Annotated in this window: 23 protein-coding genes; 14 read left to right on the forward strand and 9 right to left on the reverse strand. The window is 69.5% G+C overall.

The features are described 5' to 3' along the window. Positions 1-58: 58 nt before the first annotated feature. The 8 genes from ACM6LU_RS13595 to ACM6LU_RS13630 all read left to right on the forward strand — a co-directional run bounded on the left by ACM6LU_RS13595 (position 59) and on the right by ACM6LU_RS13630 (position 10,222). A complete protein-coding gene (locus tag ACM6LU_RS13595) occupies positions 59-1,339 on the forward strand; it encodes an adenosylmethionine--8-amino-7-oxononanoate transaminase (protein WP_414938027.1) in 1,281 nt (426 codons plus the stop codon). A gap of 239 nt (positions 1,340-1,578) precedes the next feature. Continuing rightward, positions 1,579-3,837, forward strand: a complete 2,259-nt coding sequence (locus ACM6LU_RS13600) for a bifunctional SulP family inorganic anion transporter/carbonic anhydrase (protein ID WP_414938028.1) — start codon at positions 1,579-1,581, stop codon at positions 3,835-3,837. Between the two features lie 235 nt (positions 3,838-4,072). Then, positions 4,073-6,271 (forward strand): SulP family inorganic anion transporter, encoded by a 2,199-nt coding sequence (locus tag ACM6LU_RS13605; protein ID WP_414938560.1) that lies wholly within the window; start codon positions 4,073-4,075, stop codon positions 6,269-6,271. Positions 6,272-6,353: 82 nt separating this feature from the next. Continuing rightward, positions 6,354-7,070 carry a dethiobiotin synthase gene (bioD, locus tag ACM6LU_RS13610; RefSeq protein WP_414938561.1) on the forward strand — a complete coding sequence of 239 codons (717 nt, stop codon included), beginning with the start codon at positions 6,354-6,356 and terminating at the stop codon, positions 7,068-7,070. Positions 7,071-7,154: 84 nt separating this feature from the next. Then, entirely contained in the window at positions 7,155-8,171 is a 1,017-nt protein-coding gene (bioB, locus tag ACM6LU_RS13615) for a biotin synthase BioB (protein ID WP_414938029.1), read from the forward strand. Beyond that, a complete protein-coding gene (locus ACM6LU_RS13620; RefSeq protein WP_414938030.1) occupies positions 8,158-8,361 on the forward strand; it encodes a hypothetical protein in 204 nt (67 codons plus the stop codon). The genes bioB and ACM6LU_RS13620 overlap by 14 nt, the downstream gene beginning before the upstream one ends. Positions 8,362-8,521: 160 nt before the next feature. Continuing rightward, positions 8,522-9,127 carry a DUF2567 domain-containing protein gene (locus ACM6LU_RS13625; RefSeq protein WP_414938031.1) on the forward strand — a complete coding sequence of 202 codons (606 nt, stop codon included), beginning with the start codon at positions 8,522-8,524 and terminating at the stop codon, positions 9,125-9,127. A 45-nt stretch (positions 9,128-9,172) separates the two neighbouring features. After that, positions 9,173-10,222, forward strand: a complete 1,050-nt coding sequence (locus ACM6LU_RS13630) for a M48 family metallopeptidase (protein WP_414938032.1) — start codon at positions 9,173-9,175, stop codon at positions 10,220-10,222. Between the two features lie 57 nt (positions 10,223-10,279). Here the strand turns inward: ACM6LU_RS13630 and ACM6LU_RS13635 are convergent, their stop codons facing one another. Continuing rightward, positions 10,280-10,996 (reverse strand): LON peptidase substrate-binding domain-containing protein, encoded by a 717-nt coding sequence (locus tag ACM6LU_RS13635; RefSeq protein WP_414938033.1) that lies wholly within the window; start codon positions 10,994-10,996, stop codon positions 10,280-10,282. Between the two features lie 40 nt (positions 10,997-11,036). Further along, the gene (locus ACM6LU_RS13640) at positions 11,037-11,672 is read right to left on the reverse strand and encodes an NUDIX hydrolase (protein ID WP_414938562.1); all 636 of its coding nucleotides are present in this window, start codon (positions 11,670-11,672) and stop codon (positions 11,037-11,039) included. Positions 11,673-11,794: 122 nt separating this feature from the next. Here ACM6LU_RS13640 and nadA point away from each other — a divergent pair, with 122 nt between their 5' ends. From nadA to ACM6LU_RS13660, 4 genes are read left to right on the forward strand one after another with little or no spacing between them, the layout of a single operon-like run. Continuing rightward, a complete protein-coding gene (nadA, locus tag ACM6LU_RS13645) occupies positions 11,795-12,805 on the forward strand; it encodes a quinolinate synthase NadA (protein WP_414938034.1) in 1,011 nt (336 codons plus the stop codon). After that, positions 12,802-14,457, forward strand: coding sequence for an L-aspartate oxidase (locus ACM6LU_RS13650; RefSeq protein ID WP_414938035.1), 1,656 nt, complete (start codon positions 12,802-12,804; stop codon positions 14,455-14,457). Before nadA ends, ACM6LU_RS13650 begins: the two co-directional genes overlap by 4 nt. Then, the gene (nadC, locus tag ACM6LU_RS13655; protein ID WP_414938036.1) at positions 14,454-15,344 is read left to right on the forward strand and encodes a carboxylating nicotinate-nucleotide diphosphorylase; all 891 of its coding nucleotides are present in this window, start codon (positions 14,454-14,456) and stop codon (positions 15,342-15,344) included. Before ACM6LU_RS13650 ends, nadC begins: the two co-directional genes overlap by 4 nt. A 46-nt stretch (positions 15,345-15,390) precedes the next feature. Further along, on the forward strand, positions 15,391-16,560 hold the full coding sequence (locus tag ACM6LU_RS13660; RefSeq protein ID WP_414938037.1) for a S8 family serine peptidase: 1,170 nt from the start codon (positions 15,391-15,393) through the stop codon (positions 16,558-16,560). Between the two features lie 63 nt (positions 16,561-16,623). Here ACM6LU_RS13660 and ACM6LU_RS13665 read toward each other — a convergent pair whose 3' ends face one another. The 6 genes from ACM6LU_RS13665 to ACM6LU_RS13690 form a co-directional block, all read right to left on the reverse strand. Continuing rightward, positions 16,624-17,001, reverse strand: coding sequence for a hypothetical protein (locus ACM6LU_RS13665; RefSeq protein ID WP_414938038.1), 378 nt, complete (start codon positions 16,999-17,001; stop codon positions 16,624-16,626). A gap of 10 nt (positions 17,002-17,011) precedes the next feature. Beyond that, the gene (locus ACM6LU_RS13670) at positions 17,012-18,358 is read right to left on the reverse strand and encodes an alpha/beta hydrolase (RefSeq protein WP_414938039.1); all 1,347 of its coding nucleotides are present in this window, start codon (positions 18,356-18,358) and stop codon (positions 17,012-17,014) included. 26 nt (positions 18,359-18,384) lie between these two features. Then, the gene (locus tag ACM6LU_RS13675; protein ID WP_414938040.1) at positions 18,385-19,698 is read right to left on the reverse strand and encodes a WXG100 family type VII secretion target; all 1,314 of its coding nucleotides are present in this window, start codon (positions 19,696-19,698) and stop codon (positions 18,385-18,387) included. Further along, entirely contained in the window at positions 19,695-20,099 is a 405-nt protein-coding gene (locus ACM6LU_RS13680) for a hypothetical protein (protein WP_414938041.1), read from the reverse strand. The genes ACM6LU_RS13675 and ACM6LU_RS13680 overlap by 4 nt, the downstream gene beginning before the upstream one ends. Before the next feature lie 109 nt (positions 20,100-20,208). After that, on the reverse strand, positions 20,209-20,511 hold the full coding sequence (locus tag ACM6LU_RS13685; RefSeq protein WP_364023878.1) for a hypothetical protein: 303 nt from the start codon (positions 20,509-20,511) through the stop codon (positions 20,209-20,211). Positions 20,512-20,532: 21 nt separating this feature from the next. Continuing rightward, positions 20,533-20,874 (reverse strand): WXG100 family type VII secretion target, encoded by a 342-nt coding sequence (locus ACM6LU_RS13690; protein WP_073848466.1) that lies wholly within the window; start codon positions 20,872-20,874, stop codon positions 20,533-20,535. A 230-nt stretch (positions 20,875-21,104) separates the two neighbouring features. Here ACM6LU_RS13690 and ACM6LU_RS13695 point away from each other — a divergent pair, with 230 nt between their 5' ends. Continuing rightward, positions 21,105-22,058: a hypothetical protein gene (locus ACM6LU_RS13695; RefSeq protein WP_414938563.1), complete on the forward strand. Its 954-nt coding sequence runs from the start codon at positions 21,105-21,107 to the stop codon at positions 22,056-22,058. A gap of 129 nt (positions 22,059-22,187) precedes the next feature. After that, the gene (locus tag ACM6LU_RS13700) at positions 22,188-22,901 is read left to right on the forward strand and encodes a hypothetical protein (RefSeq protein WP_414938042.1); all 714 of its coding nucleotides are present in this window, start codon (positions 22,188-22,190) and stop codon (positions 22,899-22,901) included. An 81-nt stretch (positions 22,902-22,982) separates the two neighbouring features. On the opposite strand, the gene ACM6LU_RS13705 is transcribed toward ACM6LU_RS13700, so the two are convergent. Then, the gene (locus ACM6LU_RS13705) at positions 22,983-23,687 is read right to left on the reverse strand and encodes a S1 family peptidase (RefSeq protein WP_414938043.1); all 705 of its coding nucleotides are present in this window, start codon (positions 23,685-23,687) and stop codon (positions 22,983-22,985) included. Between the last annotated feature and the right edge of the window lie 89 nt (positions 23,688-23,776).

Below are 23,776 nucleotides of genomic sequence, written 5' to 3' on the forward strand. Positions count from 1 at the left end.
GGCCGCGAAACGCTCCCTGTGCCGCTGCGCTGAGAAAGGCGTGTCGTAGGGTCGCGGCATGGACGCCGCCGAACTCCTCGCGCTCGACGCGGAACACGTCTGGCACCCGTACGGGCCGATGCCGAGCCCGATCGATTCCCTGCTGGTCCGTGCGGCGAGCGGCGTCCGGCTCACCCTCGACGACGGCCGTGAACTGGTCGACGGCATGTCGTCCTGGTGGGCGGCGATCCACGGCTACCGGAACCCGGTGCTGGACGCGGCGCTGGCCGATCAGGCGGGCCGGATGAGCCACGTCATGTTCGGCGGGCTCACCCACGAACCGGCCATCATCCTGGCCAAAACCCTGGTGGACCTCGCCCCGGACGGGCTGCGGCACGTTTTCCTGTGCGACTCCGGGTCGGTGTCGGTCGAGGTCGCCGTCAAGATGTGCCTGCAGTACTGGCAGTCGGTGGGGCGTAAGGAAAAGCGGCGCCTGATGACCTGGCGCGGCGGCTACCACGGCGACACGTTCACGCCGATGAGCGTCTGCGACCCTGACGGCGGGATGCATTCGCTGTGGCGCGGGATCCTGCCGGACCAGCTGTTCCTGCCCAAGCCTCCCGGTGGTTTCGGCGACGAGCCGGACCAGGCCTACCTCGACCTGCTCGCGGCCGAAATCGAGCGGCACGCGGGAGAACTGGCCGCGATCATCGTCGAGCCGGTCGTGCAGGGCGCCGGTGGCATGCGGTTCCACCCGCCCGCGTACCTGCGCGCGCTGCGCGAGATCACCGAGGCCAACGACGTCCTGCTCATCTTCGACGAGATCGCCACCGGCTTCGGCCGCACCGGCACCATGTTCGCCGCCGAGCACGCCGGCGTGACGCCGGACGTCCTGTGCCTCGGCAAGGCGCTGACCGGCGGTTACCTCACGATGGCGGCGACGTTGTGCACGCCGGAGATCGCGAACGGCATTTCGCGCGGGGAGCTGCCGGTGCTGGCACACGGTCCGACGTTCATGGCGAACCCGCTGGCCTCGGCGGTGGCCAACGCTTCCCTGGGGATCCTCGCCGAAGGCGGCTGGAAGTCCGATGTCCCGCGGATCGAGGCCGCGCTGAAAGCCGGGCTCGAACCCGCTCGCGAGCTGTCCTCGGTCGCCGATGTCCGGGTGCTCGGCGCCATCGGCGTGGTGGAACTGGACCATCCGGTCGACATGGCGGTGGCGACCGAGGTCCTCACGGCGAACGGGGTCTGGCTGCGGCCGTTCCGGAACCTGATCTACACGATGCCGCCCTACATTTCCGGCGCGGACGACCTGGCCGCGATCACTTCCGCAATGGTCGCGGCCGCGCGAAAAGCGTAAAAACGGCCAGGTTCACCGCAAAGAGTGTGACCGTAGCCACAGGAAACCTGGAAGGCCACGCTGGGTACAGAGCGTGGTCGCGGGTTGATCATGGTCAGGCGAACGGGCGAGTCCAAACGGGACGTTTAACGGCGAGTTTGTCGCGAAAGTGCGGTATGCCCTAGTTCCCCGGCGCACAAGCAAACCTGAGAAACCTTTGCGTAGCGGACTTTTGCGCGCCGATCCGGTTTCCTGCCCCCATGATCGACATCGTTGGTGACGAGCACGACACCGGGCCTCCGGGCCGCCGCAATTCCACCTTGACCCTCCTGAAGAATCTCCGCCACGACATCCCGGCTTCGGTCGTCGTCTTCCTCGTGGCCGTCCCTCTCTCCCTCGGCGTCGCGCACGCCGCCGGGGCTCCCTTGCTCGCCGGACTCGTCTCCGCCGTCGTCGGCGGACTCGTCGCGAGCCTCTTCGGCGGATCCGCCCTCCAGGTCAGTGGCCCGTCCGCCGCGTTGACCGTCGTCCTCGCGGAGACCATCGCCACCTTCGGCTGGGCCGCCACCTGCGCCATCACCGCCGCGGCGGGAGTGGTCCAGATCCTCTTCGGCGTCAGCCGCCTCGCCAGGGCCGCGCTGGCGATCTCGCCGGCGATCGTGCACGGCCTGCTCGCCGGGATCGGCCTGATCATCGTCCTCGGCCAGTTGCACGTCGTGCTCGGCGGTGCGGCGCGGGGTTCCGCGATCGCGAACGTCCTCGCGCTGCCCGGCCAGATCGTCGGCCACCACGACCAGGCCGCGCTGATCGGTGTGGTCACCGTCGGCGTCCTGCTGGCGTGGACCCGGATGCCGCGTTCGGTGCGCCGCGTCCCCGGTCCGCTGGCCGCCGTCGTGCTGGCCACCGCGCTTTCCGTCGCGGCGGGGATGGACCTGCCGCGCGTCGACCTCCCGAACGGCCTGCCAGGGCTGGGTTTCGTCCCCGAGGCGCCGTCCGGGTCCTTGGCCGCGATCACCGCGGCCGTACTCACCATCGCGCTCATCGCCAGCCTGGAAAGCCTGCTTTCCGCCCTCGCCGTCGGCAAGCTGAGTGACGGGCCCCGTACCAACCTCAACCGCGAACTGATCGGCCAGGGCCTGGCGAACGTCGCCGCCGGGTCGCTCGGCGGCTTCCCGGTCACCGGCGTCGTCGTGCGCACCATGACCAACTTCGAAGCGGGCGCCCGCACCCGGATGTCGGCGATCCTGCACAGCGCCTGGATTCTCGGCTGCTGCCTGTTCCTGGCGGGCACGCTGCGGCTGATCCCGCTCGCCGCCCTGGCCGGGCTCCTCGTCTACGTCGGCGCCAAACTGGTCAACGTCACCAGCCTCCGTGAGGTCCGCCGCCACGGTGACCTGCCGGTCTACCTCGCGACCCTGGTGGGCGCGGTCGTCGTCAACCTGCTCACCGGGGTCGCCGCGGGGATCGCGGTGGCGCTCGTGCTCATGCTGCGCCGGATGCTGTTCTCCGGTATCCGCATCGAACCGGACGGCGCGCGGACCCGTGTCGTCATCGAAGGCGCGCTCACTTTCCTTTCCGTGCCAAGGCTCACGACCGTCCTGGCCAAAGTCCCCGAGCGTTCGGAAGTGACGCTGGAACTCTTCGTCGACTACCTCGATCACGCCGCTGTCGACTGCCTGCGCGGCTGGCAGCGCGCCTATGAGCGGGCCGGTGGTGTGGTGGTCGTCGACGAGATCGGGCATCCGTGGTTCGGACGCGGCAAGGCGGGCGTGCCGACCGTGCGGCGCGGTGTCGCGTCCAAGGTGGTGCCGCGCTGGCTCGCGCCGTGGTCGGAATGGCAGGCTGAGCATCTCGAACTGCCGAGCCAGCGCGTCGGCAGTGTTCCGTTGTGCCGAGGTGCTTCGGAGTTCCAACGACGGACCGCGCCGCTGCTGCGGCGGACCTGGGACGGGCTGGCGAACGGCCAACGGCCGCATACGCTGTTCGTCACCTGCGGCGACGCGCGGATCGTGCCGAACCTGATCACCACCAGCGGGCCGGGGGACCTTTTCACGGTGCGGAACATCGGAAACCTCGTCCCGCACGCCGGCGTCGAAGCGGATTTCTCCGTGGGGGCGGCGATCGAGTACGCCGTCGGCCTGTTGCGCGTGCGAGAAGTGGTGGTGTGCGGGCATTCCGGCTGCGGAGCGATGAAGGCGCTGCTCGGGGACGCGCCCACCGGGCTCGCGCGACTCGGCGGCTGGCTACGCCACGGCGAGGAGACGTTGCGGCGCAGGGAAACCGAAGGCCCGATTCTGCTCGACGGCGCCCGTCCCGACCACGAGGCCGATCGGCTCGCCCTGCACAACGTGGTACAGCAACTGGAAAACCTGCGCTCGTACCCGGTCGTCGAGGCCGCGCTGGCACGGGGTGAACTCGGGCTCACCGGCATGTACTTCGACGTCGGGAAGGCAAACGTGTACCTGCTCGACGCGGCGCACCGGTCGTTCACTTCGGCCGCTTCGCCGGTGAAGTCCTAGCCCGCTTCACGCGCCGTGAAGGACTCCTTGAGGGACCCAGAGTCCCTCGAGGAGTCCTTCACGGACTTGCGGCACGCGTCATGCACACTTCCCAGCATTTGGGAGCCTGTATGGCTTTTTGCAACGCGTGTGACATCTCCAGGCAACGAAAGAACGCAAAAGTGGGCTACGACACCCGCTTGATGGGTAATGTTCACTCGATCAGGTGGTGCATATCGGACAATTCACCGGTTGCATGGTGATCATGAGCCGACCACTAACCGTGCTTCGTCACGACCTGCCCGCCTCGTTGGTGGTGTTCCTCGTCGCCGTCCCACTTTCGCTCGGGATCGCTCTCGCGTCCGGAGCGCCGATCGTCGGCGGGCTGATCGCGGCCGTGGTGGGAGGTGTGGTCGCCGGCGCGCTCGGCGGCTCCCCGCTTCAGGTCAGCGGCCCGGCCGCCGGCCTGACGGTGATCATGGCCGAAACGATCGCGACCTTCGGCTGGAAGACGACCTGCGCGATCACCGTCGCCGCGGGGGCGCTCCAGATCCTGCTCGGGCTGAGCCGCATCGCCCGTGCGGCGCTCGCGATCTCGCCCGCCATCGTGCACGGCATGCTCGGCGGCATCGGCGTCACCATCGTCCTCGGCCAGCTGCACGTCGTACTGGGCGGATCCGCGCAGAGTTCCGCGCTCAAGAACATCGCCGAACTGCCATCGCAGGTCATCGGCCATCACGACACGGCCGCGCTGATCGGCGTGCTCACCATCGGCATCCTGCTGCTGTGGCCGCGGCTGCCCAAGTCTGTCCGGAAGACCCCGGGCCCGTTGGCCGCCATCGCGCTGGTGACCGTGCTGTCCGTGACCACCGGGATGACCCTGCCCCGCGTCGAACTACCCGGTGACCTGCTCGTCATCCGTTTCGCCCCCGAACTCCCGGACGGCGGCTGGGGCGCGTTCGCCCTCGCGGTCATCACCATCGCCTTGATCGCCAGCGTGGAAAGCCTGCTGTCGGCCGTCGCGGTCGACAAGATGCACACCGGGCCGCGGTCGAACCTCGACCGCGAACTGATCGGCCAGGGCGCCGCGAACATGACCTCCGGCGCGCTGGGCGGCCTCCCGGTCACCGGCGTGATCGTCCGCAGCTCGACCAACGTCGCCGCGGGTGCCCGCACCCGCACGTCCGCGATCCTGCACGGGGTCTGGATCCTGGTGTTCGTCGCGGCGTTCGCCGGGCTGATCCAGAACATCCCGCTCGCCGCGCTGGCTGGCCTGCTCGTCCACGTCGGCGCGAAGCTGGTGAACCCCGGCCACATGAAGCAGGTCTTCAAGCACGGTGATCTGGGGCTGTACCTGCTGACCCTCGCCGGTGTCGTCGTTTTCGACCTGCTCACGGGCGTACTGCTCGGCATCGCGCTGTCGGTGCTGCTGATGCTGCGGCGCACGGTGTGGTCCGGAATCCGCGCCGAACGCGATGGTGACGAATGGCGCGTCGTCGTGGAGGGTGTCCTGACGTTCCTTTCGGTGCCGAGGCTCAGCCGGGTGCTCGCGACCGTTCCCGACGGTGCGAAGGTGACTTTGGAGCTGATCGTCGATTACCTCGACCACGCCGCCTTCGAAAGCCTCTCGAACTGGCAGCAGGGGCACGAGCGCACCGGCGGCGAGGTGATCGTCGACGAGGTCGGGCATCCGTGGTTCGCCAACGGCAAATCCGGCGATCCCACCCTGACCAGGACGGACGCGGTGCGTTCGGTGCCGAGGTTCCTCGCGCCGTGGTCCGACTGGCAGGCCAAGGACGTCGAGGTGCCCGGTCAGCGTGGCGGGCCGACGCTGCGCGGGGCGACGGAGTTCCAGCGGCGCACGGCCGCGCTCATGCAGCCCGCGCTCAGCAAGCTGGCGGGTGGCCAGTCACCGCACACCCTGTTCATCACCTGCGGTGACGCGCGGATCGTGCCGAACATGATCACCACGAGCGGTCCCGGCGACCTGTTCACCATCCGCAACATCGGGAACCTGGTGCCCGCCCGGCAGGCCGACCCGTCGATGGGCGCCACCGTCGAGTTCGCCGTCGGCGTGCTGAAGGTGCGCGAGATCGTGGTCTGTGGGCACTCCGGCTGCGGTGCCATGCAGGCGCTGGCCACCGGCGCCCCCGACGGCGCGCCGATGCTGACCTCCTGGCTGCGGCACGCCGAGCCGAGCGCCAAGCGCAGGATCTCGGTGACCCTCGACGGCGAACGCCCGGACACCGAGGTCGACCGGCTGGCGTTGCAGAACGTGCTGCAGCAGCTGGACCATCTGCGTCACTACCCGTTGATCGCCGACGCGGAGGAACGCGGTGAACTGCACCTGACCGGGATGTACTTCGACGTCGGGGCAGCTCAGGTCTACCTGACCAACGACGGCAGCCCGGCTTTCGCCCCCGGTGGAGTGGTCTCCTTCAGCCCGATGAAGTGAGACCACCAAGCCCGGACCCCGCCCCGCCCCCACCCTCGACGGAAGGGTTTCGCCCCGCAGACTAGATTCAACCCACGTGAGCATGCTGGTCATGACCGGCACCGGTACGGGTGTCGGCAAGACGATCACCACCGCCGCCATCGCCGCACTGGCCGCCGGGCAGGGCCAACGCGTCGCCGTGCTGAAACCGGCGCAGACCGGAGTGGGGCCGGACGAGCCCGGCGACCTCGCCGACGTCCTTCGGCTCGCCGGTCCGGTCACTACCCGTGAACTGCGGCGATACCCGGATCCGCTGTCGCCGGAGGCAGCCGCCAGGCTCTCCGGGCTGCCGACGCTTTCCCCGAGTGAGATCGCCGCTTCGGCGAGCGAGCTCAACGGCGGGCACGACCTCACCCTCATCGAGGGCGCGGGCGGCTTGCTGGTCCGGTTCGACGCCGAAGGGGCCACGCTGGCCGATGTGGCGTGGTCGCTCGGCGCGCTGGTCATCGTCGTGGCCGAGGCCGGGCTGGGCACGCTCAACGCGACCGCACTGACCGCCGAGGTCGCGACCAGACGCGGGCTCACCGTGGCCGGGGTGATCATCGGCTCATGGCCGGAGGCCCCGGACCTCGCGGCGGTGTCGAATCTGCAGGACCTGCCGGTCGCCGCCGGCGCCCCGCTACTGGGCGTGCTGCCCGCCGGGCTGGGCACGGCCGAGCCCGAGGAGTTCGCCGCGCTGGCCAGGGCGGGTCTCTCGCCGTGGTTCGGCGGGGAGTTCGACCCGGAATGCTTCGTCGGCCGCGCGTCGGCCCAGAAGTGATCTGCGTCGCTGTGGCCGAGCGGTCCCGTCGTGCACGATGATGTGCCTTCGCTTTGATGCCCCACCCCGAACAGGAGCCGCCTCGTGACCACAGCCCCGGAGACCGTCGACATCCTCGCCGTGGCGCGTGACCAGGTCCTCGAGCGTGGCGTCGGACTCGGCGAGGAGCAGATCCTCGACGTCCTGCGGCTCGACGACGATCACCTGACCGACCTGCTGGCGCTGGCCCACGAGGTCCGGATGCGCTGGTGCGGCCCCGAGGTCGAGGTCGAGGGCATCATCAGCCTCAAGACCGGCGGCTGCCCGGAGGACTGCCACTTCTGCTCGCAGTCCGGCCGGTTCCCGACGCCGGTGCGTTCGGCGTGGCTGGACATCCCCGGCCTGGTCAAGGCCGCGCGTCAGACCGCCGAGACCGGCGCGACCGAGTTCTGCATCGTCGCCGCCGTCCGCGGCCCCGACAAGCGGCTGCTCTCGCAGGTCCGCGAGGGGATCAAGGCCATCCGCGAGGACGGCAACGACATCCAGATCGCCTGCTCGCTCGGCATGCTCACCCAGGAGCAGGTCGACGAGCTCGTCGAGATGGGCGTGCACCGCTACAACCACAACCTGGAGACCGCGCGGTCGCACTTCGCGAACGTCGTCACCACGCACACGTGGGAAGAGCGCTGGGAGACCCTGCGCATGATCCGCGAAGCGGGCATGGAGGTCTGCTGCGGCGGCATCATCGGCATGGGGGAGAGCATCGAGCAGCGCGCCGAGTTCGCCGCACAGCTGGCCGAGCTGAACCCGGACGAGTGCACGATGAACTTCCTCATCCCGCAGCCGGGGACGCCGTACGAGGGATACGAGGTCGTCGAAGGCAAGGACGCGCTGCGCACCGTGGCCGCGTTCCGGCTGGCGATGCCCCGCCCGCTGCTCCGCTTCTCCGGTGGCCGGGAGCTGACGTTCGGCGATCTGGGCACCAGGCAGGGCATGCTCGGCGGCATCAACGCGATCATCGTCGGCAACTACCTGACCAACCTCGGCCGCCCGGCCACCGCGGACCTGGAGATGCTCGACGAGCTGAAGATGCCGGTGAAGGCGATCAGTGACGTCCTCTGACCGACCGGCGTTCTGTGTCCATTGTGGACAGCCATCCGACGGCGGCGCGGAACATTCCGCTTGCCACAACCCCAGGACGGCACTCGAACCGCCGCGCTACTGCACGTTCTGCGCGCGGCGGATGGTCGTCCAGATCACCCCGGTCGGCTGGACGGCCCGATGCAGCCGTCACGGCACGGTAGCCGGCTGAGCCTTCCCGCGTTTCGTCCTCTGGTTGCGGTAGTTGCGCGTGCATCTACCGCAAGTAGAGGACGAATTGCGGCCGGGGGCGCGACTCGGTGCCAGGGTTGTGTGCGCTGAGGGCGTCATTGGTTACGCTCTGCACAAGCTGCGTGAGGGAGGAGTCCGGGTTGGGCGAGACGTCGGGCAAACCGGCACACCTGTCCTCCAGTGTGCCCGACCCCTGGTCGGTGCCCGTGCTGCCGAAGCCGCGCCGCCCGCATCCCAAGGTCGTGATCAAGGCCGACCTGCTCCCGGCGATCAGTGTGCTGTCCACGGCCGGGCTGCTCGGTTTCCCGCTGGCCTGGCTCTGGGCGCGGCTCGCGCCGCCGCAGCGCATGCGGGTGGTCAACGACCGCGGTGGTCTCACGCCGCTGGAGCTGGAGAGCTGGCACCGCTTCGACGACCTCGCCATCTACGGATTCCTCGCGCTCGGCGCCGGGCTGCTGATCGGCATCGTGACCTGGATGCTGCGGGAGCGCCGCGGCCCGGTCGTGCTGATCGCCGCGACCGGCGGCGCGACCCTGGCGGGCTGGCTTGGCACCACGATGGGTGTCGCGTTCGCCAACGGCCGCTACGAGATCGCCGCGGCGCCCGCCGTCGGCGACGTCATCACGAAGGCGCCGCAGATCGAGTCGGTCTGGATCATGCTCGCCGCGCCGTTGATGACCACACTGGCGTACACGCTGCTCACCGCGTGGAACGGCAGAGAAGATCTGGGTCGCCGCCTCGGCTGAGCGTTTTCCTCTAGGGTGGACGGGGACTTCTCTAGGGGGCATTTCTTGACTGACGACATCGAGGTTTCCCGGCACAACGCCGTCCGTTTCCCGGGCATCAGCCCACGCGCCTACGAACATCCCGTCGACCGCGGCGCGCTGGCCACCCTGCGCGCGGTTCCCGGGTTCGCGCAGGTCGTGAAGGCGGTCTCGGGCTTCTACGCCGAACGCGGTGAGCGGCTCATGGCGCTCGCGTCCGGGATCCGGGTCGGTCCGAAGCAGTACCCGGAACTGGACAAGATCCGCAACGAATGCGCCGAGACACTCGACCTCGACCGCGTGCCGAATCTGTTCGTCGCCCGCAGTCCCGAGGTCAACGCGCAGACGATCGGGATGGACGAGCCGTTCATCGTGCTCAACACCGCGGCCGTCGAGGCGATGGACCTGGCGTCGCTGCGGTTCGTGATCGGGCACGAGATGGGGCACGTGCTGTCCGGGCACGCGGTGTACCGCACGATGATGATCCGCCTGATCGGCCTGCAGATGTCGATGTCGTGGACGCCGGTGAGCGCGATCGGCATCCGCGTCGTCATCGCCGCGCTGCGCGAGTGGTACCGCAAGGCCGAACTGTCCTGCGACCGCGCCGGTCTGCTGTGCTCGCAGGACCCGACCGCGGCCCTGCGGTCGCAGATCCTGGTCGCGGGCGGCATCGACCCCTCGAAGATCGACATCCCGGCGTTCCTGCAGCAGGCGGCGGAGTACGAGTCGGTCGACGACATCCGTGACAGCTACTTGAAGCTGCGCTACGTCGAGACGATGTCGCATCCGCTTGCCGTCGTGCGCGCCGCGCAACTGCAGAAGTGGGCCGCTTCGGAGGAGTACCGGGCGATCCTGGCGGGCGAGTACCCGCGCCGCGACGCCGACGCGCCATCCTCCACCTGGACCGACGATCTGAAGTCGGCCGCGAAATCCTACAAGGATTCCTGGAACAGCTCGGCCGACCCGCTGACGAAGGTGTTCAGCGACGTCGGCGAGGCGGTGTCCGGGGCGGCGGGCAAGGTGTGGAACAAGTTCGGCAACGGTTCCGGCGAGGAAGCGAAAGAGTCCGGCAAGTAGTGGATCTCGTGAAGTGGTAGGGACGGCTCTAACTGTCCTTACCACTTCACGAGGGTTTCAGTTCAGGTTCGACGGGCGGGGGAACTCGCCGAGTTCCCCCGGCGGCATCGGCACCGCGCCGAGGGTGTTCAGGAACCCCGCCTCCCGCGTCAGCAAACGGCACGCGATCCGCAGGCGCCGCAACGGATTGGTCTCCTCCAGCAGGCGCTGCCGGTCTTCCAGGGGGAGCAGGCAGTCCGCGGTGAGGCGGTAGGCGAGTGCGTCGATGTCGCCGTCATCGGGTGGTGTGGTCCAGTCGTCGGCATGCCAGGCGGACTCGCAGTAGCGCCGGTGCGCGGCCTTCGCGACGTCGGCGAGCCTGGCGACGGTTTCGCCGTGTACCGAGGCCACGCGGACGTCGGGCACCCACTCGATCGAGCCGATCAGGTACGGCGCGGAAACACGGTCGATCTCGAGCAGCCGGAACCGGCGCCGTGCGGTGGTGACGACGTCGAATCTGCCGTCAGGCAGCCGTTTCGCCTCGCGCAGCACCGTGGTGCAGCCGACCTCGTGGACGTGCTCGGGCCCGCTCACCTCCCTGATCATCGCCGTCCGCAGTGCGATGACCCCGAACTCGCGGTCCGGGACGACGTCGCCGACGAGGTCGGTCATCAGTTGCCGGTATCGCGGTTCGAAAATGTGCAGAGGAAGGTGTGTCCCGGGCAGAAGCACGGTCTGTAGCGGGAACAGCGGCAAGATCGCCTTCCTGGTGGACTCATCGCTCGGCTCGGTCACCCGTTCAAGGTACGGGCACGGCACGCACTTCGCAGGACGGTCACTTTCCGGCGGGCGGGCGGAACACCGCGAACGGGTCGGTGATCTGCATCCCCTTGCCCGCGAAGGAGAAGAGGGCCGCGGGCCGCCCGCCGCTGCGCCCGGGCGGCGCGGTGCGCCCGGTGGGGAGGAGCAACCCTCGCCGGGCGAGCACACGCTGCAGGTTCGTCGCGGACACCCGGTAACCCAGCGCAGCCGAGTAGAGACCCCGTAAAGCCGAAACGGTGAACTCTTCCGGGGCGAGCGCGAACCCGAGATTCGTGTAGCAGAGCTTCGACCGGAGCCGTTCCCGCGCGCGCAGCACGATGGACTCGTGGTCGAACGCCGTCCGCGGCAACTCGGAAACGTCGTGCCACTCGGTGTCTTCCGGGATCTCGGGGTCCACATCGGACGGTACGAGGCCGAGGAACGCCGTCGCCACGACGCGTGGACCCGGTACCCGGTCCGGCGCGCTGAACACGGCCAACTGCTCCACATGCTTCAACTGGCGTACGTCGACCTTCTCCGCGAGCTGCCGCCGAATGGACGCCTCGACGTCTTCATCCGGACGCAGCCTGCCGCCGGGAAGGGACCAGCGGCCCAGATGTGGATCGAGCGCGCGCCGCCACAGCAGGACCCGGAGTGTGTCCGAGCGCACTTGCAGTACCGCTCCCAAAACCTCGTGGGCGAGGGGGGTCTGGGTGTTAAGATGACTTCGCACGGTTTTCGATTGTAAGGCGAAAACCGACAGTGGACAAATCGGTCCGGAGGCCCAGAACGATGACGATCACGTATGAGAACGACCTGACTCCCTACGGTGGCGTCGTCGCCGACGCGGCTTGGGCGGAGGAGGTGCGAAGCCTCGCTCGCAAACGCGACGCCGTCCTGCTCGCGCACAACTACCAGGTCCCCGAGATCCAGGACATCGCCGATTTCACCGGCGATTCCCTCGCGCTCAGCCGCATCGCGGCGAGCAGCGACGCGTCCACCATCGTCTTCTGCGGCGTGCACTTCATGGCCGAGACGGCGAAGATCCTGGCGCCGGAGAAGACGGTCCTGATCCCGGACGCGCGGGCCGGCTGCTCGCTCGCGGACTCGATCACCGGCGCCCAACTCCGCGACTGGAAGGCCGAGCACCCCGGCGCGGTCGTCGTGTCCTACGTGAACACCACGGCCGAGGTCAAAGCGGAGACCGACATCTGCTGCACCTCGTCGAACGCCGTCGACGTGGTCGCCTCGATCCCCGCTGACCAGGAAGTTCTGTTCCTGCCGGATCAGTTCCTCGGCGCGCACGTCAAGCGGGTGACCGGCCGGGAGAACATGCACATCTGGGCCGGGGAGTGCCACGTGCACGCCGGGATCAACGGTGCCGAACTGGCTGAGCGGGCCGCGGAGAATCCGGACGCGGACCTGTTCATCCACCCGGAATGCGGCTGCGCGACGTCGGCGCTGTACCTCGCGGGCGAGGGTGCCGTCGCGCCCGAGCGGGTCAAGATCCTCTCGACCGGCGACATGGTCCACGCCGCCCGCGCCACCTCGGCGAAGTCGGTTCTCGTGGCCACCGAGATCGGGATGATCCACCAGTTGCGCAAGGCCGCGCCGGAGATCGACTTCCGCGCGGTGAACGACCGGGCGTCCTGCCGGTACATGAAGATGATCACGCCCGCCGCCCTGCTGCGGTCGCTGCGTGAGGGTGCCGACGAGGTGCACGTCGACATCGAGACCGCCGCCCGTGCCCGTGCTTCCGTGCAGCGCATGATCGAGATCGGGCAGCCTGGCGGCGGAGAATGACCGACCCGGTTAGTGCCCTCCAGGCGAAAACCCGCCCCGCGTGGGAGGCCGCCGCCGATCTCGTGGTGATCGGCAGCGGAGTGGCCGGGCTCACCGCCGCGCTGCGCGCCCGGGAACTCGGTCTGCACGTCCTGGTGGTCACCAAGGCGGCGATCTCCGACGGCAACACCCGCTGGGCACAGGGCGGGGTCGCCGTCGTGCTGGAGGGTGAGCACGAACCGGGCGACTCGGTCGGCAAGCACGCCGCGGACACACTCACCGCCGGTGCCGGGCTCTGCGACGAGGACGCCGTCCGCTCGATCATCGGCGGCGGCCCGGCGGCGGTGGCCAGGCTGCGGGCCGAGGGTGCCCGCTTCGACCCGGCGGTGGAAAGCGGAAACGAACTGGCGCGTACGCGGGAAGGCGGGCACAGCGCGTTCCGTGTCATCCACGCCGGTGGGGACGCGACCGGGGTGGAGGTCGAGCGGACGCTGGTCGCGAAGGCCGGTGACCGGCGGATCCCGGTGCTGGAGCACCACATCGCCGTCGACGCGATCCGTACGCCCGCCGGTGAGGTCGCCGGGCTGACCGTCCTGGACCACAACGGCGTTCCCGGCGCCGTCCGGGCGCCGGCGGTCTTGCTGGCCAGCGGTGGGCTGGGGCAGCTCTACCAGGCGACGTCGAATCCGGAGATCGCCACGGGTGACGGGCTCGCGCTCGCGTTGCGCGCGGGGGCGCAGCTCGCGGATGTCGAGTTCGTCCAGTTCCACCCGACGGTCCTGTTCACCCCCGGCGCCCGCGGCCGGTGCCCGCTGGTCACCGAGGCGGTCCGCGGCGAGGGCGCGACCCTGCACGACGCGACGGGCGCTTCGGTCATGCGCGGCGTGCACCCGCTCGGCGACCTGGCGCCCCGGGACGTCGTGTCGGCGGCGATCACGCGCCGGATGACGCAGGCGCCCGGCGGCATCGACGATCACGTTTTCCTTGACGCCACCGGCATCGCCGGGTTCGCGAGGCGATTCCCGACCGTGTACGCGGCCTGCGTGACGATCGGGCTCGACCCGGCGAAGGACCCGATCCCGATCACGCCCGCGGCGCATTTCGCCTGCGGCGGCGTGGTGACCACCGTGGACGGACGGTCCGGTGTTCGCGGCCTCTACGCGGCGGGTGAGGTCGCGAGGACCGGCCTGCACGGCGCGAATCGCCTGGCCTCCAACAGTTTGCTCGAAGGCCTGGTCGTCGGGCGGCGGGTGGCCGACGCGGTCGCCGCCGACCTCGCCGCCGGGCTGCTCGCCGACCCGCGTCGCGGTGTGCTCGCGCCTCCGGCGAAGGTCGCGGTGGCCGACAGGGACGCACTGCAGCGGGCGATGAGCCGCTACGCCGCGATCGGCCGGGACGCCGAAGGGCTGTCGGTCGTCGGTTCGGTGCTGGATCTTTCGGTGACCGAAAGTCCTTTGTGGACACCTCGGATCGTCGAGGACGCGGCGCTCACGGTGGTGGCGGAGGCCTTGGTCGCGGCGGCCGCACGCCGGACGGAGTCCCGTGGCTGTCACGTACGGACCGATTTCCCCGCGCGGGACGACGTCACCTGGCAACGCGGTCAGCTCATCCGGCTCAGCCCGTCGGGGCAGCCGGTGCTGGCCGATCCGATCGCTTTGGAAGGTGTGGCATGAGCGAATTCTCCCCTTGGGTCATCAAGGCACTGGCCGATCACGGCCTCGACGTCGCCGACGTGCATCGCGTCGTCACGACCGCACTGACCGAGGATCTGCGGTACGGGCCCGACGCGACGACGAACGCCACCGTGCCCGAGTCCGCCAACGCGCTGGCCGAACTCACGCCGAGGACGTCGGGTGTGGTCGCCGGGATCCCGGTGGCGCTCGCGGTGTTCGACCTCGTCCTCGGCGAGGACCTGGAGATCCTGGCCGCTCGAGACGACGGTGACCGGCTGATCGCCGGTGAGCCCGCCCTGGTCGTCCGCGGCCCGGTGCGCGGCCTGCTCACGGCCGAACGCACCGCGCTGAACTTGCTGTGCCATCTGTCCGGAATCGCCACCGCGACCGCCGCCTGGGTGGCCGCGCTGGACGGAACCGGCTGCCGGGTAAGGGATTCCCGCAAGACGCTGCCCGGGTTGCGGCTGCTGGAGAAGTACGCCGTCCGCGCGGGTGGCGGGGTGAACCATCGGCTCGGCCTCGGCGACGCGGTGCTGATCAAGGACAACCACGTGGTCGCCGCCGGTTCGGTGACGGCGGCGCTCGCCGCGGCCCGCGAGCACGCGCCCGAACTGCACTGTGAGGTCGAGGTCGACGACCTGGCGCAGCTGGAGGAGGCACTCACCGCGGGAACCGACGAAGTACTGCTGGACAACTTCACGCCCGCCGAGTGCGCGAAGGCCGTCGACAGGCGCGACGAGGTCTCACCGAAGACCCGCCTGGAATCCTCGGGTGGTTTGCGGCTGGACCTCGCGCGGGCCTACGCGGAGTCCGGTGTGGACTTCCTCGCCGTCGGCGCGCTCACCCATTCCTCACCCGCCCTCGACCTCGGGATGGACCTACGCTGACCTGGAGCACTAGAATTTCCTTGTGTGACAAGGGAATTCTGGAGGAATGGTGGGCATTGCCGGTAAAAGTGCCGTCGCGGGATGCGCCGCGTTCATGGCCGTACTCGGCGCTCCCGTCCCGGCGACGGCGATCGCCGAGCAGTGCGCGAATCCGACGGGCACCTACACCGCGGCCGTCCCGTGGGGACAGCGGCTGATCGATCCCGCGCGGATCTGGCCGCTCTCCCGCGGCACCGGTCAGCTGGTCGCGGTGATCGGCACCGGCGTGGACGGCGGAAACGGCCAGTTCGCCCCCGGTCAGCTCGTCGGCGGCCAGGGCACCACGGCAGACGACTGCGACGGCCGGGGCACGATCGCCGCCGGGATCGTCGGCGCGCAACCGGATCCGTCCACGACGTTCACCGGGATCGCGCCCGGCGCCAGGATCCTCCCGATCCGCTACACCCAGGTGAACGGCGGCGGCGATCCCGCGCAGCTCGCGTCCGCCATCGAGACCGCGCTGAACCGCGACGCCGGGATCATCCTGATCGCCGTCCCGGCCGCTTCCGACGGTCCCGCGCTGACCGGCGCCGTCTCGCGCGCCAGGGAGAAAGGCGCGCTGATCGTCTCTCCCGCCGCGGGGACACAGCAGGGCCAGACGTCCTACCCGACCGCGACACCGGGCGTGCTCGCGGTCGGCTCGACCAATCAGGCCGGTGAAGCGGTCCAGACGGAATCCGGTTCCTATGTGGGGGTTTCCGCTCCCGGCGCGGAACTGGTCAGCACGTCCGCGGGCGCGGGCGGGACCGTGGCGCACCGGTGGCCGGTGAGCGACCCGAGCCTGGCCGCCGCGCAGGTGGCGGGTGTCGCCGCGCTCGTGCGGGCGTATCACCCCGGGTTGTCGCCGGACCAGGTCGTCGCCCGGCTGACGCTGACCGCGCACCGAGGCCCGAGCGGAGGCCACGATTCCCGGCGGGGCTGGGGTGCGATCGACGCCTACGCCGCCGTTTCCGCCGCGATCCCGGCCGGTACGCCTGGTCCGGGAGGGCCGCCGAGCGTCGGCCCGGACACCTTCGTCGTCCCCGCGGCCGCCCCGGCCCGCGCGGCAGCGGACAAGGTTTCGGGAGTGCTCGCGATCGTCGGAGTCGCTGCCGCCATCGCGGCGGGTGTGGTGGTGGCCGCGGTCCGGCGGGGCAAGCGCCGAGGCTGGCGGCCTTCACGCTTTCGCGCCTCGTGAGCGGCAGCGGTGTACTGGGGGACACCACTGCCGCTCACGAGGTCTTTCGCGACCCCCGGGGTTTCAGGGGACGGATACGCAGGCTGTCGAGCCCACGATGGCCACGCCGTCACCGACGCGGGAGACGTGCACGTTGAAGTCGGCGCCGTCGCGGCTGAACTGCGCGATCAGCTCACGCGGGTTGCTGCGATCGCGCGTCCGCCAGCCCTGGCTTTCCAGCAGGGGCAGGACGACGTCGACGAGTTTGCGGACCGTGTCGGACGCGTCGTCCACACGGAGGCCGTACTGCCAGCAGATCAGCCGTCCCGGCTGCGTCGGGTCGCAGTCCAGCTCGCCTTCCACGGTGCGCTCCGCGCTGGTGCCGAAGGTGCCCGCGACGCCGTCGATGACCGCGGTCAGGTCCTTGGCCAGCGGGTCGAGTTCGGTGTTCCTGGTGATCATGACCAACTCCTCACAGTCCTCGGCCAACGCCTTCGACGGCCGTCTCACGCAGCGAGCCGCCGGTGAAGCCCTCGTGCGTGAGCGGTCCACCCGTGATCACACCGTAGATGTTGTTCCACGAATCCGAACCGGGCTTGAGCACCCCGCTGTGGGAGTCCATGCCCCACTGCAGATCGCCGTTCGCGCCGCGGCCGGTTTCCAGTTCGACGACGCCGGGGAAGCGGTCGGGGTCCGCTCCGTGCCCGGCGCCGAGCCCTTCGATCAGGCCCGCGTTGCCCTGTGCGACCACGATCGGGTCGAAGGGGGCCGTCATGGAGTAGCGCTGCACACCGGCCTGGCTGGCCGGGAGATCGTCCGGGCCCCAGACGCCGTGCCCCATGCCCGCGGATTCCACGTGCAGCACCTGGTCGGCCCGGAGCCCGAGTTGTTCGGCGAGCCCCACGGTCGCCCCGCCGTAGCTGTGCCCGACGGCGGTGACCACGACGCCAGGGCCGGCGTGGCTGTCGATCTGGCCACGCAGCTCGTCGCCGAAACGTTTGAGCTCGGGCGCCATCGTCTGGGCGTAGTGCGCGGCCGGTCCTTCGGTGATGACGTTCTGGGGGAAGACCCCGTCGGCCCAGACCACCATCGCGGTCCGCCCGGTGGCGTCCGCGGCGACCAGGCTCTTGCCGAGGTCTGAGTAGCTCTGGAAATTGTCGAACGAGGTGTTCACGCCGGGGACGAACAGGCCGACGTTGCGGGTACCCGGTTCGATCCGGCCGACCAGTTCGGCGATGCGGCCGAGCCCGCGCGGGTCGAACCGCAGGATCTGCCGGTCGCTGGCGAGGATGTCCTCGTACAGCGCGATCCGGTTACGGGCGTTCGCGATGTCGTCGGGTCTTCCTCCGTGTGCCAGAAGGTTCGCGAGTCTGTCGCGTTCGGCCGTCAGCGCGTCGGAGACCTTGGTGCGGTTCTCGGCGATGGCGGTCGCCCACTGCCCGGTGTCGGCCGCGCCGCCGATACCCGCCGGATTCCCGGCCTTGGGCAACGGGTTCTCCGGCATCAGCGCCCGGTACGAGGCGGCGACCTGGACGTCGGCGCGCCGGTAGCCGCCCGCCGCCGCGGTGAGTCCCTGGTGGATCACGGTCGCTTTGGTGAGCTGGCCGTCGAGTTTGCCCGCGACGTCCTTGATCGTCTTGGCGTAGGTCGCGGAAGCCGCGCTGGAAGCCGAAACCTGGCCGAAAGCGGTGGCGGGGACGTTCTCACCCGCCAGCGCGGTCTGCGCGGTCTTGAGCACGCCGGCGCGCTGTTCGAGTTCGGCCGCCGCCGCTTCGAGCCTGGTGGGGGCGACTCGGTAACCGCCCGCACTGGATGCCATCACCGAGCCGCCTCCTGTTCAGGGAATCAGTACTGTTCGGGTTCTTCGCCGAGCACGGCCGGAGCGACCGGGGCCGACTGGCCCCAGACGTTCTCGGTCTCGACGAGCCACGGCGGGATACGACGGCCGGAGCCCATGTCGCCGCCCGCGCCCATGCCCATGGGCATCATGGGCATCATCGGCATCGCGCCCTTGGCCGCCGCCGCGCCCGCGGCACCGGCGGCTCCGCCTGCCAGCCCGCTCATCGCGCTGCCCGCCGCACCGTCGCCCGCCAGACCGGAGAACGCGGCCGGTGCCTCACCGGGGCCCGCGAGCCCGCCGCCACCGATCGCACCGCCAGCCAGCGAGGGCGCGCCGCCACCGCCGATCGGGATACCGCCACCGGCGCCACCCGCGGTCGCGCCACCGGCACCGGCACCGGCGCCACCGCCGACGGGTTCACCGTTCTTGCCCTTGCCGTCGTTCGGGTTCTTGCCGGCGGCCCATCCGGGCACGCGCGGCATGATCGAGCCGAACCGGCCGAACGCGGCGGCCGAGGCCGCGGCGAGACCGGCGGTGAACATGTCGCCGAACAACGGGTTCGATAGGGGGACCTGGCCCGGTTGCCCGGTGGTGGGCGGGGTGGAGCCGTCCGAAGGCAGCGGGTGCGTGTTGTCGCCCGGCGTCACGCCGACGCCGGGGGTGTTGCCGATGTTGTTGCCGACGGAGCCGCCGCCCGGGGCCGTGCCGCCACCGGTGACCGGCGGCGGGGTGACGGCGTTCGGCGAGGCGGGAATGGACTCCTCGGTCGTGGTGTACTCGCCCGCGAGCTGGGTCATCACCACGATCGCCTTGCTGTGCGCCGCGCTGGCCGCACCGGCTGCCTGCTGCTGCGCCTCGACGTTCGCGATCGCCAGCTGCCGCTGCTGGGCGGCGTTGATGATCGTCGCCTGCGAGGAATCCGGCGGCAGCAGCGGCGGGTTGACCGCGAGCGAGACGTCGGCGGGGGAGACGTCCGGCACCGCGACCGGCGGCGGCATCTCCTTCTTGGCCTTCACCAGCGCGTCCGCCGCGTCCTCGAGGAGGTTGTTCATCGCGTGCGCGGTCTGGGCGACCTTGCGGATTCCGCCGACCAGGTCGGAGATCATCGTGTGGTACTTGTCGGCGGCGCCGCCGGTCCAGTTGCCGGAGAAGTCCTTCAGCTCGCCGGTCAGGTTCTCGGCCTGTTCGAACAGCCCGGTGCCGGTGGACTGCCATTTGTGGGCCGCGTGGCGTGCCGTGTTGGGGTCGCCCGCCTGCAGCATCGCGTAGAGCTGCTGGTGCGAGTAGGCGGCGAAGTTCGTGTGCGCGGTGTCGGTCATCCCTTGTTCCCCCCGCCGTTGGAGCCGCTGTTGCCGCCCAGCACGCCGCCGAGGACGTTGAGCAGCGGATCGAGCAGCCCGGTCTGCTGGCTGGAGTGGTTCATGTCGCCTGCCACGGAGTCGTCGGCCGCCGCGTAGCCGTCGGCGACGGTCGTGGTGACGTCCTGCGCGAAGGTGATCGCGCCCTTGACCTGGTCCAGCAGGCCCTGCATCTCGGCGACCGCGGCCTGGTGCGCCTTGTCGAGGGAACCCGCCTCCCCGAATTCGCCGAACAGCAGCGGCTGCTCGCTCAGGGTCAGCAGGAAGTCGTTCGGCTTGGACATCGCGTGGATCTGGGTCTCCAGTTCCCGCACGAAGTCCTTCAGTGATTCCAGATGGACGTAGTACGACTGGTCTTGCATTGATCCCGGCTCTCTCGTGATCGGCCATGTCATCAAGGGACGACTACGCGCGAAGCCGGCCGGCCGGTGCCGAGGGGGTGAAAGCACCGGCCGGCCGACGGATGGGGACTCAGCCGGCGAACAGGCCCTGGTTACGGTTCTCCAAGCTGTGCTGGAGATCGTGGGCGTCGCCGACCTTGCCACCGAACTGCGCGATGATCGCCACGATGTCCGCGGTGGCCTGGCGCAGGCGGGTCTCAGACCCGCGAGCGGCCTCACCGGCGGAGCTGCCGGAGGCGTACCAGGTCTGGGTGATCGGCTGCAGGTTCGTGTGCAGCTGTTCGAGCTGTGAGGTGAGCGCCTTGGCCTTGGCGGCCAGCGAGGCCGAGCTGTGCTGCAGCGCGGCGAAGTTGATTTCGACGACGTCAGCCATGATGGGTGGTCCTCTCGCGGGTCAGGGGTTCAGCCGGTGGATCACGGTCTGGTCGACGGTTCCGCTGACCCCGGTGAGGCTTTCCCGGACCTGCTCGTCACCCGAGTTGTAGTTCCGGTTGCTCTCGTGGACGAGGCGCGACATCGTGTTGAGCTCGTTCACGGCGATGGTCATCTTCTCCTGCAGACGGCGCTGCAGGTCCCAGAACGCGACCGCCTGGTCACCCTTGTAGTTGTGCAGGGTCTGGGTCAGCTCGCTCTCCAAGCTGGCCATCGTGGTCTTGGCGTTCGACGCGGTTTCCTCGAACCCCTGGACGGCGCGCGCCATCGCAGCTGCGTCTGCCTGATATCCCGTACCGGTCATTGATGGGCCACCTCCTCTCATCTCGCTGGAAATCCCGGTGAGCACCAGGGGACGCCCTGTCTGCTCTTGTGAAGGACACGCTAGAAAACAGGGGAGTGTGGTCAAACGGCACAACTGCCGGTTGCGGTGACGGCACTATTACCCACAGGTCGGCGGTAGGGTCCTCCCCACCTTCGATCCGGGGGAGGACTCCAGTGTCCGAATCGGAGCCCACCGGCACGCTCGAGTCCATGGTGGACAAGGGTTCCAGGGCAGTACTACATCGCCCGTTGATGATCTTGGCGGCGGCGATGGCGGTACTCGGGGTGATCGCGCTCGGCGGCCTCGTTTTCGACGATCGCAGCCTCGTCAACGCGCCTATCTGGCTCAAGCCGCTCAAGTTCACGATTTCCGTGGGGCTCTACGCGGTGACACTGGCCTGGCTGCTCGGACAGCTGACCCGTGGGCGGCGGTTCGGCTGGTGGCTCGGCACCGTGTTCGCGGCCGGCCTCGGCCTGGACATGGCGCTGTTGTTCTGGCAGAACATCGGCCGCGGCAGGACGCTCCACTTCAACCAGGAGACCCCGGCCGACCAGTGGATCAACAACATGGTCGCGAACGGCGCCTTCGCCGGCTGGGGAGCGACGGCGGCGATCGCGATTCTCTTGCTGTTCCAACGTCTTCCCGACCGAGTGATGAATTCCGCGTTACGCGCGGGTGCCGCGTTGTCGGTCGTCGGCATCGGGATCGCGATGCTGATGTTCACCCCGAACGAGCAGCAGATGGCCCAGTACCGGGCCGGGGAGAAGCCGTCGATCGTCGGCGCCCACGCGGTCGGTGTGCCCGACGGCGGACCGGGGCTGCCGCTGGTGGGCTGGAGCACCGTGGGCGGGGACATGCGGATCCCGCATTTCGTCGGGATCCACGCGATCCAGGTGCTGCCGTTGGTCGCCTGCGGACTGCTCGTGCTCGCCCGGCGGTACCCGGTGCTCGAATCGGAGTTCGTGGGGAGGAATCTGGTGCGGACCGCTTCGGTGGGCTTCGCGGGGTTGCTGGCGCTGCTCACCTGGCAGGCCCAGCGGGGGCAGTCCATCGTGCACCCCGACTTCTGGACGCTGATCACGGGCGCCGGGATCATCGCCGCCGTGGCGGCCGGTTCGATGCTTTCGCTCCGGGTGCCGAGGCCGATGCACCAGCTGACGTGATCTTCGCCGTCCCGCCACGAAATCCACTCGGGACTTCCTTTGAGATCGGATAGCTTTCGGGGCGATGAAAGGGTAAGCGTGCCGGGAACGCGAACTTTTCGGCGGTTTTCGGGCAGATGCACGGGCGTCGTGCTCGCCGCCGCGGTAGTACTGATCGGCGGAGGGGCCTGTTCGTCGGAATCTTCTCCCGACGCGGCCGTTCCGACGGCACCCGAGGTGTTCGGCCCGGCGGGACACCGCGGGCTGACCTTGGGCATGGCCAAGGACGCGGCGCTGGCCGGCGGGAAGCTCGCCGCGGCGCCGACGTCTACTTTGGACGGTTGTGCCGATTTCTCCTACCCCGGCGGCCCGGCACCCGACCCGGCGCGGATGAAGGCGGAGGCCGACGTCGAGGCCAAGGACTTGAACAAGAAGGCCGACGAACTCGAGGCCGATCCGGAGCCGAAGCCGGGCGCGTCCGCCGAGGAAAGCGCCAAGTCGGCGGAGAAGTCCGCCGAGGACGCGCAATTGTTCGCCGACGCCGTCCAGGCGTCCGCCGATCTGGCCGGCAAGCGGGAGGAACGCGACAAGGTGTTCGTCGCGGCCGGTGGCGCTTCCTTCGGCAAGGACGGGCTGCGTGAGCTCGCCGCTCCCGCGGACGCGAAGACGGCCGAGGGAATCGGCGCCGGTTCGCCGTTGGCCGACCTCAAGACGGCCTACGACGCCAAGGGGATGAAGGTCGGCGACAATGGCCGCTTCCAGGTGCCTGTCGACGGTAAGCCGGACTGGGTCTACGAATTCACCGTGAGCGGTGACAAGGTCGGCTCGGTGTCGATGATCAACGCCAAGTCGAAGTGCGGCTGAGTTTTTCGGGTTCCAGAGAAGGGTGGAGGGCCGTTCGTCGCGAACGGCCCCTTTACCCTTCTTGAATCACACTTTGTTGAATCAGACTCCCGCGGTGGTGCGGATCCAGCTACGGCTGGCCGCGACACTGGCGTAGTTCTGGGTGCCTCGCGGGTTCGTGCCGGAGTTGCTGCCCGTCGAGCAGACACCGACCTGGACGCCACCCGAGAGCTGCGGGCCACCCGAGTCGCCGTGCCACGCCGAACCGTTGACGCCGACGCTGGCGATGGCCTGCCCGCCGTAGGCGTCGCCGCTGGTGCCGGTGATGCGGACGTTGGCCGTCTTCAGGACGCTCGACGGCGGGTTGCTGCCCTGCGTGCGGCCCCAGCCGTAGATCTGGTTCGTGGTGCCGTTGGCCGGGTTCGCGGTGCCGAGCTTCATGTACGTCGTGCTGACCGCGGTCTTGAGGTGAAGCAGCGCGATGTCACCGCTCGGCGCGGCCTTCTGCTGGTCGACGGCGGCCGACGTGCCCTGGTTCAGGTTGACGTTGCCGACCTTGACGTGCATGCCGGGCTTGTTGAGGCAGTGCTTCGCGGTGAGGACCCACTGCGGGGCGATGATCGTGCCTGAGCAGTTGAAACCGCCGAACGCGGTGGCGTCGTTCCAGTAGATCTGGGCGCCCCACGGCGCGGAACTCACGGTGCCGCCGCCGATGATGTCCTGGCCCGCGTTCGCGGCGGGGGTGGCTACGAGGGTGAGCGTCGCGGCGGCACCGGCCACCGTTGCGGCAATTTTGGACAAGCGCATGAACACGCCCTTCGGCCTGCGTCGGGGAGTTCGTTTCGACTTGAAACGGTTTCACCAAGTTATGGGGCGATAAGGGTTTTGGTAACCTA

This window comes from Amycolatopsis sp. cmx-11-51, assembly GCF_047608665.1.
Taxonomy (GTDB): domain Bacteria; phylum Actinomycetota; class Actinomycetes; order Mycobacteriales; family Pseudonocardiaceae; genus Amycolatopsis.

Excerpts from the sequence above, each read along its gene's own strand:
- ACM6LU_RS13595 (WP_414938027.1), top strand. The coding sequence starts at position 59 with ATGGACGCCGCCGAACTCCTCGCGCTCGACGCGGAACACGTCTGGCAC.
- ACM6LU_RS13600 (WP_414938028.1), top strand. The coding sequence starts at position 1,579 with ATGATCGACATCGTTGGTGACGAGCACGACACCGGGCCTCCGGGCCGC.
- ACM6LU_RS13605 (WP_414938560.1), top strand. The coding sequence starts at position 4,073 with ATGGTGATCATGAGCCGACCACTAACCGTGCTTCGTCACGACCTGCCC.
- bioD (WP_414938561.1), top strand. The coding sequence starts at position 6,354 with ATGCTGGTCATGACCGGCACCGGTACGGGTGTCGGCAAGACGATCACC.
- nadA (WP_414938034.1), top strand. The coding sequence starts at position 11,795 with ATGACGATCACGTATGAGAACGACCTGACTCCCTACGGTGGCGTCGTC.
- ACM6LU_RS13650 (WP_414938035.1), top strand. The coding sequence starts at position 12,802 with ATGACCGACCCGGTTAGTGCCCTCCAGGCGAAAACCCGCCCCGCGTGG.
- nadC (WP_414938036.1), top strand. The coding sequence starts at position 14,454 with ATGAGCGAATTCTCCCCTTGGGTCATCAAGGCACTGGCCGATCACGGC.
- ACM6LU_RS13660 (WP_414938037.1), top strand. The coding sequence starts at position 15,391 with ATGGTGGGCATTGCCGGTAAAAGTGCCGTCGCGGGATGCGCCGCGTTC.
- ACM6LU_RS13665 (WP_414938038.1), bottom strand. The coding sequence starts at position 17,001 with ATGATCACCAGGAACACCGAACTCGACCCGCTGGCCAAGGACCTGACC.
- ACM6LU_RS13670 (WP_414938039.1), bottom strand. The coding sequence starts at position 18,358 with ATGGCATCCAGTGCGGGCGGTTACCGAGTCGCCCCCACCAGGCTCGAA.
- ACM6LU_RS13675 (WP_414938040.1), bottom strand. The coding sequence starts at position 19,698 with ATGACCGACACCGCGCACACGAACTTCGCCGCCTACTCGCACCAGCAG.
- ACM6LU_RS13680 (WP_414938041.1), bottom strand. The coding sequence starts at position 20,099 with ATGCAAGACCAGTCGTACTACGTCCATCTGGAATCACTGAAGGACTTC.
- ACM6LU_RS13685 (WP_364023878.1), bottom strand. The coding sequence starts at position 20,511 with ATGGCTGACGTCGTCGAAATCAACTTCGCCGCGCTGCAGCACAGCTCG.
- ACM6LU_RS13690 (WP_073848466.1), bottom strand. The coding sequence starts at position 20,874 with ATGACCGGTACGGGATATCAGGCAGACGCAGCTGCGATGGCGCGCGCC.
- ACM6LU_RS13695 (WP_414938563.1), top strand. The coding sequence starts at position 21,105 with ATGGTGGACAAGGGTTCCAGGGCAGTACTACATCGCCCGTTGATGATC.
- ACM6LU_RS13705 (WP_414938043.1), bottom strand. The coding sequence starts at position 23,687 with ATGCGCTTGTCCAAAATTGCCGCAACGGTGGCCGGTGCCGCCGCGACG.